This is a genomic window from Amycolatopsis sp. NPDC051903, assembly GCF_044452505.1.
In the GTDB taxonomy this organism is placed as follows: Bacteria; Actinomycetota; Actinomycetes; order Mycobacteriales; family Pseudonocardiaceae; genus Amycolatopsis.
In genome coordinates, this window is record NZ_JBITBT010000023.1 from 104732 (window position 1) to 119485 (window position 14754).

Here is a 14754-nt window from a genome sequence, read left to right on the forward strand (position 1 = left end):
TAAGTTAGTTATATAGTTGACGCAGGCGCTCCGGTCGAAGGGGGACCGGTGCGGTCTGAATAAGCATACCTAAGTTAGTTATCTGACCTGGAGGACACCATGACCACCGTTTTGATCTCCGGCGCCAGCATCGCCGGACCGGCACTGGCGTACTGGCTCGACCGCTACGGGTTCGAGGTCACCGTCGTCGAAAAGGCGAGCGCGCTGCGCGGCGGCGGCTACCCCATCGACATCCGCGGCACCGCGCTCGGCGTGGTCGAGCGCATGAGCCTGCTGCCGCAGCTGCGCGAGGCCCACGTCGACACCCGCCGCATTTCCTTCCTCAACCCGGACGGCAGCGTCGTCGCCGCCCTGCGGCCCGAGGCCATCGCCGGTGGCGTGGACGGCCGGGACCTGGAGGTGCGCCGGGGCGACCTCGCGAAGCTGCTGCACTCGGCCACCCGCGACGGCGTGGAGTACCTCTTCGACGACACCGTCACCGCCCTCGACGATCGGCCCGAGAGCGTCGACGTGACCTTCCGCAGCGGCCGGCGCCGCACGTTCGACCTCGTCATCGGCGCCGATGGCCTGCACTCGGGCGTCCGCGCCCTGACGTTCGGCCCGGAGGAACAGTTCCACCGCTACCTCGGGTACTGCTTCGCGGGCTTCACCGTGCGCAACGACTTCGGCCTGTCCCGCGAAGGCGTGCTGTGGAGCACGCCGGGCCGCGGCGCGGCGCTGTACGCCGTCGGGGACAGCGACCACGTGCACGGCTTCTTGAGCTTCGCGCGCCCCGAGCCGCCGTTCGACGCCTTCCGCGACCCGGCCGCGCAGCGCGAGCTCGTGGCCTCGGTCTTCGCCGGCGACGGCTGGGAGATCCCGCGGCTGGTCGACGCGATGCGCGCCGCCGACGACCTGTTCTTCGACGTCGTCAGCCAGATCCACCTGCTGCGGTGGTCATCGGGCCGGGTCGCGCTCATCGGCGATGCCGCGTACGCGCCGTCGTTCCTGACCGGGCAGGGTTCGAGCATCGCGCTCGTCGGGGCCTACGTGCTCGCGGGCGAACTGGCCACGCGGGCCGACCACACCGCGGCGTTCGAGGCCTACGAGCAGACCGCGCGCCCGTTCGTCGAGCTGAACCAGGCGCTGGTCTCCGAAGGCAACGCGAGCATGTTCCCCAACACCGCCGAAGCGCTGGCCGCGCGCAACGCCGAGCTGTCGCGGCGCAGCACCCTGCCCACCGCTACCGACCGGCCGGAGTACTCCGCGCTGGAGCTGCCCGACTTCACCGATCGACTGCCAAGCGGTAGCCGCGCTTGACCACGGTCTGGATCACGGCCGGGCCACCGAGCGCGGTGCGCAGGCGCCCGATCGCGGTTTCCACGGCGTGCTCCTCACCGCCCGACGGCAGCGCGGTGGTGAGCTCGCGCCGGGAGACCACGCGGCCGGGCGTGTGGGCGAGCACGCGCAGCAAAGCCATGGGGGCGGGAGCGATGTCGTGCCAAGAACCGTCGAGGACCACGGCCTGGCCGCGGAGTTCCAAGTCGTGGCCGGCGACCGAGAGCCGCGGAGCCCGGGCCAGCAGGGCGTCGGAGACGGTGCGGGCGAGCGCGCCGAGGCGCGACCGTCGCGGTTGGACGGTCGGGATGCCCAGAGCGGCCAGCGGCCCGGCGGTGATGGGGCCGACGCAGGCGACGACCACACGTGACGTCAACGCTTCGACGAGCGCCGGCAGCCGGCCGGTGCGGCGGGCCATGGCGATCGTCGACGCGGCGGCCGGCGCGGACGTGAACGGCAACGCGTCGACGGTGCCGTCGAGCACCGCGTCCAGCAGCCGGTCGAGCGGGCCCGGATCCGCCGGGCCGACCCAGCGGTAGACGGGGATTTCGATCACCGACGCGCCCGCCGCGCGCAGGGCGTCGGCGAAGTACGGCAACGGCTCGCCGTGGAGCTGGACGGCGACGGTGCGTCCGTCCACACCGGACTCCAGCAGGTGCTGCAGCACTCCGGCGTTGCTCTCCGACGGCGGCGAGTAGTCCTCCGACAGTCCGGCGGCCCGCAACGCGCCGGTCGCCTTCGGGCCGCGCGCCACCAGCCGGGCCCGCGCCAGCCGGTCCAGCAGCGCGTCGCCGAGGTCCCAGCCCTCGGCGGCCTCGACCCAGCCCCGGAAGCCGATGCCGGTGGTGGCCACGACGAAGTCCACCCGGGACTCCAGCAGCCGCCGCGTGGCGGCGTGCAGTTCGGTGTCGTCGGCGAGCGGAACGATCCGGATGGCCGGGCCGTAGCGCACGGAGGCCCCCTTGCGCACCAGAAGCGCGCCGAGCTCGTCAGCCCGGCGCGCCGCGGTGATCCCGGCCACGAACCCGGCCAGGGGGAGCACGTCCGTCACGGGGAGCCCACCTCGACGACCCCTTCCCGCACCCGCACCGGGTACACCGGCACCGAAATCCCCTCCGCGTCCAGGCACTGTCCGGTGTGGAGGGAGAACCGGTCCTTGTACACGGGCGACGCGACCACCGCCGCTCCCCCGGCGTCCCCGACGATGCCGCGCGACAGCACCGCCGCGCCGCTGCACGGGTCCCAGTTGGACAGCGCGAACCAAGAGGACCCCACCCGGAACACCGCCACCTGCTCCCCCTCCACGAGGGCCGCGACACCGGAGTGATCACCCACGTGAGCCGCCGGGCACACCGCGGTCCAGGTCCGTTCGATCGACGTGGTCATCGCTTCACCTCCGGCACGCCCAGCATCACGGGCACCTTCTGCTCCCGTTCCGGGCGGAACGAGATCGACGGGTCCGGCGTGCCCGGCGCGTTGACGAACGAGCTGAACCGCGCGAGCTTCTCCGGGTCTTCCAGCACCCCACGCCATTCGTCGGCGTAGTCCGCCACGTGCTTGGCCATCGCCGCGTCGAGGTCTTCGCAGATGCCGAGGCTGTCGTCGACGATCACCGCGCGCAGGTGCTCGAGCCCGCCGTCGAGCTCCTCGAGCCACGGTGCGGTGCGCTGCAGCCGGTCGGCCGTGCGGACGTAGAACATGAGGAACCGGTCGATCGTGCGGATCAGGGTCTCCGTGTCCACATCGGACAGGAACAGCTCGGCGTGGCGCGGCGTGGCCCCGCCGTTGCCGCCGAGGTAGAGGTTCCAGCCCTTTTCCGTCGCGATCACCCCGAAGTCCTTGCCGCGCGCTTCGGCGCATTCGCGCGCGCAGCCGGACACCCCCGCTTTGATCTTGTGGGGCGAGCGCAGCCCGCGGTAGCGCAGTTCCAGCTCGATCGCGAGACCGACGCTGTCCTGCACGCCGTAGCGGCACCACGTCGAGCCCACGCACGATTTCACCGTGCGCAGCGCCTTGCCGTACGCGTGGCCGGACTCGAACCCCGCGTCGACGAGCCGTCGCCAGATCTCCGGTAGCTGGTCCACAGTGGCCCCCAGCAGGTCGATCCGCTGGCCACCGGTGATCTTGGTGTACAGCCCGAAGTCCTGCGCGACCTGCGCGATCACCATGAGCTTCTCGGGCGTGATCTCGCCGCCGGGGATGCGCGGGACGACGGAGTAGCTGCCGTTGCGCTGCATGTTCGCGAGGAACTTGTCGTTGGTGTCCTGCAGCGTCGCCTGCTCGCCGCCGAGGATGTGGCCGTTGCCGAGCGTCGCCAGGATCGACGCGACGGCGGGTTTGCACACCGCGCACCCGGCTCCGGTGCCGTGGCGGCTGACCAGTTCGCTGAACGTGGTGATGCGCGTGGCCCGGATGATCTCGAACAGCTCCGCGCGCGACTGCGGGAAGTGCTCGCACAGCGCCTTCGACTGCTCGACGCCGCACGCGTTCAGCAGTTTCGCCAGCATCGGCACGCACGAACCGCACGACGTGCCGGCGCGCGTGCACGCCTTGAGCTTGCCGACGGAATCGCAGCCGTCCTCGTGGATCGCCCTCGTCAGCGCGCCCTTGGACACGCCGTTGCACGAACAGATCTGCGCTTCGTCGGGCAACGCGTCGACCCCGACGGCCGCGCCACCGCCGGCGGGCGCCAGCAACGCACCGGGGTCGGCGGGCAGCGGACGGCCGACCAGCGCGCGCAGCGTGTTGTACTCCGCCGCGTCGCCGACGAGCACCCCGCCGAGCAGCGTGCGGCCGTCGTCGGTGACCACGAGCTTCTTGTACGTGCCGGCGACGGCGTCGTTCACCGCGACCTCGAGCGCGCCCTCCGCGGCGGCGTGCGCGTCGCCGAAACTGGCGACGTCGACACCCATCAGCTTGAGCTTCGTGGCCGTGTCCGGTTCGGGGAACGTCGCCTCTCCCCCGGTCAGCTGCGCCGCGACGACCTCCGCCATCGCGTAACCCGGCGCGACGATGCCGTAGACGCGGCCCGCCACGGCCGCGCACTCGCCGATCGCGAACACGGCCGGGTCGTCCGTGCGGCAGTTCGCGTCGACCAGCACCCCGCCGCGCTCGCCCACGGCCAGCCCGCTCTGCCGGGCCAGGTCGTCGCGCGGGCGGACACCGGCGGAGAACACGACGAGGTCGACGTCGAGTTCCGTGCCGTTGCCCAGCTTCGCCAGCAGCCGCGAGCCGTCGGCCTCGATGGCGTCCGTGGACGTTCCCGTGTGGACGGTCACGTCGAGCTGCGTGATCAGCCGGCGCAGCAGCGCGCCGCCGCCCTCGTCGACCTGCAGCGGCATGAGCCGTGGCGCCATCTCGACGACGTGCGGCGACAAACCCAGGTCCCGCAACGCCTTCGCGGCTTCCAGGCCGAGCAAGCCACCGCCGATGACCACGGCGGACCGGCGGCCCCGGCCCGGCTTCGCGGCGGCCGCGCGGATCGCGTCGAGGTCCTCGATCGTCCGGTACACGAACACGCCCGGCAGGTCCCGGCCCGGCACCGGCGGCACGAACGGCCGCGATCCCGTGGCCAGCACCAGCGCGTCGTACGGTTGCACGTGCCCGGACGCCGTCATCACCTGCCGGGCGGTCCGGTCCACCGTCACCACGGCGTCGCCGAGCCGCAGTTCGACCAGCGGGTCGTCCGCGTAGTCCGCGCCGGGCAGCGCCAGCGCGGCCGGATCCCAAGTGTCCACGTAGGACGTCAGCGCCACTCGGTCGTACGCCGGCCGGCTCTCCTCCGCGAGCACCACGACCCGCCATTCGCCGGCCGCATCGGCCGCGCGCAACGCCTCCACGAGCCGGTGCGCGACCATGCCGTGCCCGGCCACCACCACCGTGCGCATCAGACCTGTCCCCCGGCCAGCGCGACCTGCGCCTGCAGCGCGGGTTTGCGCAGGTACACCGCCCACGTCACGCCCACGCACACCGCGTAGAACAGCAGGAACCCGACGAACGCCGGCACCCCGCTGTGCGCGGCGGCGAACGACTGCCGGAACGCGAGGTTGATGAACAGCCCGCCCAGAGCCCCGATCGCGCCGGCGAGCCCGATCAGCGCGCCCGACAGGCGCCGCGCCTTGCGCAGCTCCACGGCTTCGTCGCCACCCGCGTCGATGGCCGCGTGCGCCTTCACCTGGAAGATCGCCGGGATCATCTTGTACGTCGAGCCGTTGCCGACGCCCGTCAGCACGAACAGCACGATGAACGCGACGGTGAACAGCACCAGCGACTTCGCCGACGACGCCAGGATCAGCACGACCGTGGCCAGCGCCATCCCGCCGAACGTCGCGAACGTGACACGGCCGCCGCCGAGCCGGTCGGACAGCCGCCCGCCGAGTGGCCGCGCGAGCGAGCCCAGCAGCGGCCCGAGGAACGTCACTGCCGCGGCCTGCAGCGGCGTGCGGCCGAACTGGTTCTGCAGCACCAGCCCGAACGCGAAGCTGTACCCGATGAACGAACCGAACGTCCCGACGTACAACAGCGACATGACCCACGTGTGTCCATATCGGACGACCTCGCGCATCGCCTTCGTATCACCGCGAACGGTGGCGAGGTTGTCCATGAACAGCGCGGCGCACAAGGCGGCGATCACGATCAACGGCAAGTAGATGAACAGCACGACCCGCGGCGCCGTCGCCCCGACCGTGCCGATCACGAGCAGGCCGACCAGCTGGATCACGGCGACACCGAGGTTGCCGCCGCCGGCGTTGAGGCCGAGCGCCCAGCCCTTGTACCGCTCCGGGTAGAAGGTGTTGATGTTCGTCATCGACGACGCGAAGTTCCCGCCGCCGACCCCGCCGAGCGCGGCCATCAGCACGAACGTGCCCAGCGACGTGCCGGGGTGCAGCACGATCGCCGTCAGCACCGTCGGCACCAGCAGCAACGCCGCGCTGAAGATCGTCCAGTTGCGCCCGCCGAACTTCGCCACGGCGAACGTGTAGGGCAGCCGCATGACCGCGCCCACGAGCGTCGGGGTGGACACGAGCAGGAACTTGTCGGCGGCCGAGAACCCGTAGGCCGGCCCCATGAACAGCACGACGACCGACCACAGTGTCCAGATCGAGAACCCGATGTGCTCGGCGAACACGGAGAACCACAGGTTGCGCCGGGCGATCCGCTTCCCGGTCGACTCCCAGAAGGTCTCGTCCTCGGGTTCCCAGTGCTCGATCCAGCTGGCCTTCACGGTGTCCTCCTCGATCGGGGTCATTGAGCCGCCAGCCAGCCGGCGACGGCGGAAACGGTGTCGTGGCAGCCGCCGCACCCCGTGGTGGCGCGGGTGGCGCGCGCCAGTGCGGCGACGTCCGTGGCGCCGCCGCGCCACGCCTCGACGAGCCGGCCCTTGGTCACGGCGTTGCAGCGGCAGATCAGGGCCGACGCGGGCAGGTCGGCGGGGCTCGCGGCGGGCGGCGTGCCCGTGGGCAGCGCACGGCCGAGCAGCACGGCGAGCCGGTCTTCGGGCAGCGGGATCCCGCGGTCGTGGAACTGCGTGACGGTCGCGGCCGCGTCGGGCAGGCCGAGCAGGATCGCGCCCGTCACGCGGTTGTCGCGCACGACGAGCTTGCCGTAGCGGCCGCCGGACGGGTCGTCGATCGTCAGGACGTCGGCGTCGGCGCCGTCGTGGGTTTCCCCGAGGGCCGTGAGGTCGACGCCCCGCGCCTTGAGCCGCGTGACGACCCGCGTGCCGCGGTAGCGCGCGGCTGTGTCGACGCCGGTGAGCAGGTCGGCGAGCACCGCGGCCTGTTCCCACGCGGGCTGCACCAGCCCGGCCGGCGCGTGGTCGTGGCGCGCGCAGTCACCCAGGGCGTGGATGCGGCCGTCGCTGGTGCGCAGCAGGTCGTCCACGAGCACGCCGCGGTCCACGGCCAGGCCCGCCGCCTCGGCGAGCGCCGTTTCCGGGCGGACGCCCGCGGCCACCACGACCAGGTCGGCGGGGACGAAGCTGCCGTCGTCGAGTTTCAGGCCGTCGCCGGGGAGGTGGCGCGCGGCCGTGGCGTCGAAGCGGAAGCTCACGCCCAGCTCGGCGAGCCGCCGCGCGAGCACCCGGCCGGCGCCGGCGTCGAGCTGGCGTTCCATCACGTGCCCGTGCGGGTGGACGACGGTGACGTTCGCACCGCGCCCGGCGAGCCCGCGCGCGGCTTCGAGGCCGAGCAACCCGCCGCCGAGCACGGCAACGGGTGCGCCGGGCTGCGCGGCGTCGAGGATGCGGGTGCAGTCGTCGAGGGTGCGGAAGGTCAGCACACCCGGGCCGGGTTCGAGTCCTTCGACCGGCGGGAGCCACGGTTCGGCGCCGGTGGCGAGCACCAGGGCGTCGTAGCCGAGCACACCGCCGGTGGTCTCTACGGTCCGGTGCTCCCGGTCGATGGCGACCACGGACTCGCCCAGCCGCAGGTCGACGTCGGTGCGGGCGGCCCAGTCCTCGTCGTGCAGCCGCACGGTGGCCGCGGTCAGCCCGCCCGCGAGCACCGACGAGAGCAGCACCCGGTTGTACGCGGGGTGCGGCTCGGCGCCGACGATCGTGAGCCGCACCCGCTCGGCGTCCGGGTCCCGGCGCCGGATCTCGTCGGCCAGCCGCGCGCCAGCCATGCCGTACCCGGCGACGACGACGTGCCGGGCGCTCACGCGTCCACCTCTTCGTCCACCTGGGACAGCGCGACCGCGCACACCTTGAACTCGGGCATGCGGCTGACCGGGTCGAGCGCGGGGTTCGTCAGCAGGTTCGCCCGGCCTTCGCCGGGGAAGTGGAACGGCAGGAACACCAGGTCGGGCTTGAGCGAACCGACGCACCGGACGCGGGCGACCGTCTCGCCGCGGCGTGACCGCACGACGGCGCGGGCACCGTCTGCGAGGCCGGCGCGCGCGGCGGTTTCGGGGTGGACCTCCACGAACACCTCCGGGACGACGTCCACGAGCTCGGCGATCCGGCGGGTCTGGGCGCCGGACTGGTAGTGCTGCAGCACGCGGCCGGTGGTGGCCTGCAAGGGGAATTCGGCGTCGGGCAGTTCGGCGGGCCCGGTGTGGTCGACCGCGGCGAAACACGCGCGGCCATCGGGGTGGGCGAAGCGGTCGAGGAACAGCCGCGGGGTGCCGGGGTGGTCCTCGGCGGGGACGGGCCAGTGCAGGGCTTCGCCCGAGCGGAGCCGGTCGTAGGTGATGCCGGAGTAGTCGGCGGTGCCGCCCTTCGAGGCTTTCCGCAGTTCTTCGAAGACTTCGCCCGCGTCAGCCGGGAACCGCTCGGCCGGCTGGCCGAGGCGAGTCGCCAGGTCGCGGAGCACGCCGAGGTCGGACCGCACACCGGCCGGCGCGTCGACGGCCTTGCGGCGCAGGAGGATCCGGCCCTCGAGGTTGGTGAGCGTGCCGTCTTCCTCCGCCCACTGCGTGACCGGGAGCACGACGTCGGCGCGCTCGGCGGTCTCGGACAGCACGAAGTCGGCGACGACGAGGAAGTCCAACGCGGACAGTCGATCTTGGACCGCGGCCGACCGCGGCGCCGACACCACGACGTTGCTGCCGAAGACGAGCAGCGCCTTCGGGCCGTCTTCACGGCCCAGCGCGTCGAGCAGCTCGGTCGCCGACCGGCCCGGCCCCGGCAGGGCTTCCGGGGCCACGCCCCAGACTCCGGCGACGTGCGCGCGGGCGGCCGGGTCGTCGATCTTCCGGTAGCCGGGGAGCTGGTCGGCCTTCTGGCCGTGTTCTCGCCCGCCTTGGCCGTTGCCCTGGCCGGTGAGGCAGCCGAACCCCGAGCCGGGCCGGCCGGGCAACCCGAGCGCGAGCGCCAGGTTGATCCAGCCGCCGACGGTCGCCGTGCCGGTCGCGTGCTGCTCGGTTCCGCGAGCGGTGAGGACGTAGGCGTTGCGCGCCTTGCCGAGCAGCTCGGCCGCGCGCCGCTGGTCGGCGGCCGAGACGCCGGTCACGCGCTCGGCCCGCTCCGGCCACCACGCGGCGGCGATGCGCCACGCTTCGTCGAAGCCGGCCGTCCGATGGTCCACATAGGACTTTTCGAGGTGGCCCTCGGCGACCACGGCGTGCAGGATCCCCAGCGCCAGCGCCAGATCCGTGCCCGGCGCCGGTGCGAGGTGCAGGCCGGCCAGCTCGGCCGTCGGCGTCCGGCGCGGGTCGACGACGATCAGCTCGGCGCCGCGCACGTGCTGCACGAACGGCGGCATCGTCTCCGCCGGGTTCGCCCCGGCGAGCAGCACGACGTCGGCGCCGGCGAGGTCCGTTACGGGGAACGGCAGCCCGCGGTCCGCGCCGAACGCCTTCAGCCCCGCCGCGGCGGCCGACGACATGCAGAAGCGGCCGTTGTAGTCGATCTGCGAAGTCCCGAGTGCGACGCGGGCGAACTTCCCCAGCAGGTAAGCCTTTTCGTTGGTGAGCCCGCCGCCGCCGAACACCGCGACGGAGTCGGGACCGTGCTGGTTCCGGAGGTCACGCAGCTTCGCCGCGACGACGTCCAGCGCCTCGCCCCAGCTCGCCGGGGTGAGTTCGCCGCCGCGCCGGACCAGCGGCGTCGTCAGCCGGTCGCCACCGCGCAGGAGCTCACCGGACGTCCAGCCCTTCTGGCACAGACCCCCGGCGTTGACCGGGAAGTCGCGCGGGGTGACGCGCGTGCCCTCCAGGCGCATCCCGCACTGCAGCGCGCAGTAGGGGCAGTGCGTGTCGGCGTGCGGCACGGGCGCTCCTCGGGGTCGGCGTTGGCCCCGACGCTAAGCACGCCGTGTTACCTGGAAACGCTGGAATGTTTCAGGCAGTTGACATCACTCGCCGCTTCGCACCACCGAGCGGTGAGGTCTAGAGGATCGCGCTCACCTCACGCGCCGCGGCGCGCAGCCCGTCCAGGGCCGCGCCGGTCGAGCGCGGGTTCAACGCGTTGCCCGCCAAGCGGAACAGCACCGCGCGCAGCAGCAGCTGCGGCCACTCCGGCAGGTGCGCCCACCGGTCGAGCAGGTCACCCGTCGCGCCGCCCCAGGCGAGGGCGTCGACGGCGGCCACGGCGGCGCCGTATTCGCCCGGGCGGTAGTACGGCACGAAGTCGACGATGCCGGGGGCGGCGTCGCCGTCGAAGAGCACGCCCGCGAGGAGTTCGCCGTGCGCGACCTGCAACGGCAGCTTGACCGGCCGGCGCGCGGGGGCCAGCACCTCGAACCAGCGGCCGCCCTTGGCTTCGTCGAGCGGGCGGTCGAGTTCCTCCCACGCGATGCGGTCGGCGATCGCGTCGACGTCGTCGCGGGCGGACAGGAAATCCGGGCGCGGCAGGTCGGCCGTGGCGCGGTGGAGCTTCACGGCGGCGAGCAGCGCACCGTCGGCCCGGTGCTCGGGCGTGCCCGCGACGTAGCGCCACGCGGACCAGTCACCGACGATCCAGCGGCCGTCGCTCGCCCGCACCGGCTTGGCGACCCGCAGCCCCGGCTCCTCGACGTGGTCGAGCGCGCGAGCGGTCCACAGCGTGCGGGAACGGTCCTTCACCGGCTTCAGCACGAGGTCGCCGCAGAGCCACGCCGACGAATCCGGCAACGGCGAAACCGCGCCGGCGTCGCCGCCGAAGGCCGAGCACACCCGCTCCGGGGGCCGTTCGAGAGTGGACCGCACAAGGTGCCAAGGTACCCGCCCCGGCGCGCCACGAACGAGAAGACGCGCTGGTCACGCACGGTTTTCTGATTCCGGACACGACCGGCCGAAACGCCGTGAGGGCCCCCTCGAAACCGAGGAGGCCCTCACGCGCGGGAACTGTCAGTACGTCGGCAGGCTCGGGTCGATCTGCCGGGCCCAGGCCAGGACACCGCCGCCGAGGTGCGTCGCGTCCTTGAACCCGGCCGCGTGCAGCGCGGCCAGCGCCTCCGCCGAACGCGCACCCGACTTGCAGTGCAGCACGATCGGCTTGTCCTGCGGCAGCTCGGCGAGCGCCTCGCCCGAGAGGATCCGGTCCTTCGGGATCAGCGTCGCGCCCTTGATGTTCACGATCTCGTACTCGTGGGGCTCACGGACGTCGATCAGGGCGAAGTTGTCGCCGTTGTCGAACTTGGCCTTGAGCTCCGCGGGCGTGATCGTGCTGCCGGACGCGGCCTCCTGGGCCTCGTCGGACACGACACCGCAGAACGCGTCGTAGTCGATCAGCTCGGTGATCTTCGGGGTCTCCGGGTCCTTGCGGATCTTGACCTCGCGGTACTTCATCTCCAGCGCGTCGTAGCTGATGAGCCGGCCGAGCAGCGGCTCACCGATGCCGGTGATGAGCTTGATCGCCTCGGTCACCATGATCGAGCCGATGGACGCGCACAGCACGCCCAGCACGCCACCCTCGGCGCAGGAGGGGACCATGCCGGGAGGCGGCGGCTCGGGGTAGAGGTCGCGGTAGTTGAGGCCCTTGCCGTTGGGCGCGTCCTCCCAGAAGACGCTGACCTGGCCTTCGAACCGGAAGATCGAACCCCACACGTACGGCTTGCCCAGCAGCACGGCGGCGTCGTTCACCAGGTAGCGCGTGGCGAAGTTGTCGGTGCCGTCGAGGATCAGGTCGTACTGGCGGAAGATCTCCAGCGCGTTCGACGACTCGAGCCGCTCGACGTGCAGGTGCACCTTGACGAACGGGTTGATCTCGGCGATCGACTCCTGGGCCGAAGCGGCCTTGAGCTTCCCGACGTCCGAGACGCCGTGGATGACCTGGCGCTGCAGGTTCGACTCGTCGACCACGTCGAAATCGATGATCCCGAGCGTGCCCACACCCGCTGCGGCGAGGTACAGCAGCGCCGGGCTGCCGAGGCCGCCGGCACCGATCACCAGTACCTTGGCGTTCTTCAGCCGCTTCTGCCCGATCACCCCGACGTCCGGGATGATGAGGTGCCTGCTGTAGCGCGCCACCTCTTCCTTCGTGAGCTCGGCAGCCGGCTCAACGAGCGGCGGCAGTGCCGTGTCTGACATCGGGTCCTCCATACTCGCGCGGATCGCGTAGTCAATCCCAGTATCCACAACGCGCGCTGGCAAGGTGGGCTTCCCGGTGTCCGGATCGTGGGACGGGGGTTGCTTTGTGCGGCCCGGTGCCAATGAGGTGCTAGTGACCCTGTGGGGTGGGGTTCGGCCAGGCGTTCGGGACGCACGTGTGGTGGTCCGAGGCGACCTTGCCCTTGTCGCCGCCGGGGATGTTGTTGAGCATCGCCACGTAGTCGTCGGCGACGCCGAAGGACTGCTGCATCATCACAGGCGCCGGCTGGCCGTTGCCGGGGCAGCCGACGTGGATGTTGCCCAGCGCGTGGCCCACCTCGTGGTTGATGGCGTACTGGCGGTAACCGGTCATGTCGGCGCCGTAGACCTTCGCGCCGCGGACCCAGCGGGCGAGGTTGATGAGCACGCGGCCCATGCTGCGGCGGTAGCAGGAGGCCTCGAACTTGATCTGGAAGCCGCACGCGTCGGCGCGGTGCGTGGTGTTCGGTGAGGTCAGGCTCACGCGGAAGCTCGGGTCCGGGTAGCTCGAGTCGACGCGCTGCAGCCGGATGTCACCGTTCCACGTCCAGCTGCGCGGGTCGGACAGGATGCCCTGCACGGCCGTCGCGAAGCTGTCGTCGCCGGCGTAGCTCGACGGGTCGATGCCGTCCTCGACCTCGACGGTGTAGGTGTAGAGCTTGCCGCTCTTGCCGACGACCGGGCCCGAGCCGGGCACGACGTGCCACGTGCCCTTGCCGGCCTCGGTGAAGGTGCCGCCCGCGGGAAGTTCGGCCGTCGGCACGTTCACGTCCACCGGCTTGGCCGGGTTCTCCGGGATGGCCTGGCCGCCGTCGATCGCGCCCGCCGCCGCGTCACCCACCGCCGATTCGCCGCCGCTCGTGCTCGCCGACGAACCGGGTTCGGCCGGGCTGGTCGCGGTGTTCACCACGACCAGCGCGGTGATGACGACCAGGATCGGCAGCGCGTACACGCGCCAGCCGTACGTCTTCACGAATCCGCCGACGCCGCGCTTCTTCCTGGGCGCGGGCCGGCGCGCCGCCTTGCCGGGCTCGTCCTCGCCCTTCGGCTGCCACGACGCCTTCAGCGGCTCCGCGCTCGTGCGGCGCGAGCCGGGGCGGTAGCGGTCGTCGCCCAAGCGCTGCGCGGGCGGCTTCGACGGCCGGAACTGGCCGACGCGCGGCGAGCCCGTGTCCGTCAGGGATGGGTTCTGCGAGTTCGATGATGTCCTCGTGCTGCGCGACGAGCCCGACGTCGAACGCCTGGCGGATCCGGCGTACGAGGCCCGCCGGTTCTCTCCTCGCGCGTCCTTCGGCCGGTCCACCGCCTCAGGGTGCCACACCCGGAGCGTGCTGCTCTCGGCGACTGGCTGATGACCGAAAGCTGATCTGTCACTCGTTCGGACTACCAGACGCCCTTCTCCGCGGACTCCCACAACCCGAGAACCGCCCGCGCTACGACGTTCGGGCGTTCCATCTGAGCCACGTGCCCGGTTCGGGGAAGGACGAGCAGCCGGGCGTGTCGCAGCAGCCGGGCGGTGCGCGGCGCGCGCCGCACGGAGATCACCCGGTCGTGCAAGCCCCAGACGACGAGTGTGGGGATGTTCACCCGCGCCGCGACGGACCACAGCGACGCGTCGCCGACCGCCGACCACCGCCGGAAGATGCCGAACGTGCTGCGCGCCATCGCCGGCGCCGCCCAGGCCAGCGCGGCGCGGGCGCCGTGCTCCTGCTCCAGCTCGTCGAGGCGCTGCTCCGGGAACCTCCGCGGGTCGTGGAAGCACAGCTCGATGACCTGCGCCGCGCGTTCGCGGGCCGTCATCGCCGCCAGCCGGCGCCGCACGCGCGGGCCGACCACCGGCAGGTACGCGAACGCCATCATCGGGTCCGACAGCCGCCGCGGGTCCGGGCGGCGGTCGGGCATCGCCGGCGAGATCAGGGTGAGCGTGCGCACCAGCTCGGGCCGCGTGTGGGCCACGAGCAGCGCGATCGCGCCACCCATCGAGTTGCCGAGCAGGTGCACCGGGCCCGCTTCGAGGCCCTCGAGGTACTTCGCCACCACCTGCGCGTGGGCGTCCAGGCTGAAGTCGAACCCGGCGCCGGGCTCGGAGAACCCGAAGCCGGGCAAGTCGATCGACCGCCCGCTCGCGGTCGGCGACAGCAGCGCCGCGAGGTCCGTCCAGTTGCTCGCCGACCCGCCGAGCCCGTGGACGTAGACGGCGACGGTACCGTCGGGACCAGGGGTGCGGCGGACGTTCAGCGAAACACCGCCGACTTCCTCGACCGCGCCGGGCCAGGGCGGCAGCACCGGCTCGAGCACCGGCAACGGCCGCGTGGACAGCGGCACGTGGGTCACCGCCGGGCGCACCGCCGTCGCGGCGGCCGGGCGCGTCGTGGATGTGGTCACCACCTCAGGATGCCCGACACTTGGCGGTTCCGGCGTACCGGCGAGTAATCTCAAACCCGCTTC

The 14754-nt window shown here is 72.3% G+C and carries 11 protein-coding genes; 1 reads left to right on the forward strand and 10 read right to left on the reverse strand.

Annotated elements, in window-relative coordinates; translation table 11 throughout:
* The first annotated feature begins 99 nt into the window (after nucleotides 1–99).
* A complete protein-coding gene (locus ACIA77_RS34755; protein ID WP_395890287.1) occupies nucleotides 100–1299 on the forward strand; it encodes an FAD-dependent monooxygenase in 1200 nt (399 codons plus the stop codon).
* Here ACIA77_RS34755 and ACIA77_RS34760 read toward each other — a convergent pair.
* The 10 genes from ACIA77_RS34760 to ACIA77_RS34805 form a co-directional block, all read right to left on the reverse strand.
* Nucleotides 1265–2368, reverse strand: coding sequence for a uroporphyrinogen-III synthase (locus ACIA77_RS34760; RefSeq protein ID WP_395890288.1), 1104 nt, complete (start codon nucleotides 2366–2368; stop codon nucleotides 1265–1267). The genes ACIA77_RS34755 and ACIA77_RS34760 overlap by 35 nt on opposite strands.
* A complete protein-coding gene (gene nirD, locus ACIA77_RS34765; RefSeq protein ID WP_395890289.1) occupies nucleotides 2365–2703 on the reverse strand; it encodes a nitrite reductase small subunit NirD in 339 nt (112 codons plus the stop codon). The genes ACIA77_RS34760 and nirD overlap by 4 nt, the downstream gene beginning before the upstream one ends.
* The gene (nirB, locus tag ACIA77_RS34770) at nucleotides 2700–5204 is read right to left on the reverse strand and encodes a nitrite reductase large subunit NirB (protein ID WP_395890290.1); all 2505 of its coding nucleotides are present in this window, start codon (nucleotides 5202–5204) and stop codon (nucleotides 2700–2702) included. Before nirB ends, nirD begins: the two co-directional genes overlap by 4 nt.
* On the reverse strand, nucleotides 5204–6565 hold the full coding sequence (locus ACIA77_RS34775; RefSeq protein ID WP_395890291.1) for a nitrate/nitrite transporter: 1362 nt from the start codon (nucleotides 6563–6565) through the stop codon (nucleotides 5204–5206). The genes nirB and ACIA77_RS34775 overlap by 1 nt, the downstream gene beginning before the upstream one ends.
* Nucleotides 6562–7977, reverse strand: coding sequence for an FAD-dependent oxidoreductase (locus tag ACIA77_RS34780; protein ID WP_395890292.1), 1416 nt, complete (start codon nucleotides 7975–7977; stop codon nucleotides 6562–6564). The genes ACIA77_RS34775 and ACIA77_RS34780 overlap by 4 nt, the downstream gene beginning before the upstream one ends.
* Nucleotides 7974–9980: a molybdopterin oxidoreductase family protein gene (locus tag ACIA77_RS34785; RefSeq protein WP_395890335.1), complete on the reverse strand. Its 2007-nt coding sequence runs from the start codon at nucleotides 9978–9980 to the stop codon at nucleotides 7974–7976. Before ACIA77_RS34785 ends, ACIA77_RS34780 begins: the two co-directional genes overlap by 4 nt.
* Before the next feature lie 166 nt (nucleotides 9981–10146).
* Complete coding sequence (locus ACIA77_RS34790) at nucleotides 10147–10944, reverse strand: TIGR02569 family protein (protein WP_395890293.1); 798 nt, start codon at nucleotides 10942–10944, stop codon at nucleotides 10147–10149.
* Nucleotides 10945–11085: 141 nt separating this feature from the next.
* Nucleotides 11086–12267: an adenylyltransferase/sulfurtransferase MoeZ gene (moeZ, locus tag ACIA77_RS34795; protein WP_395890294.1), complete on the reverse strand. Its 1182-nt coding sequence runs from the start codon at nucleotides 12265–12267 to the stop codon at nucleotides 11086–11088.
* Nucleotides 12268–12397: 130 nt separating this feature from the next.
* A complete protein-coding gene (locus tag ACIA77_RS34800) occupies nucleotides 12398–13609 on the reverse strand; it encodes a DUF3152 domain-containing protein (protein WP_395890295.1) in 1212 nt (403 codons plus the stop codon).
* An 80-nt stretch (nucleotides 13610–13689) separates the two neighbouring features.
* A complete protein-coding gene (locus ACIA77_RS34805; RefSeq protein ID WP_395890296.1) occupies nucleotides 13690–14691 on the reverse strand; it encodes an alpha/beta fold hydrolase in 1002 nt (333 codons plus the stop codon).
* Nucleotides 14692–14754 lie beyond the last annotated feature (63 nt).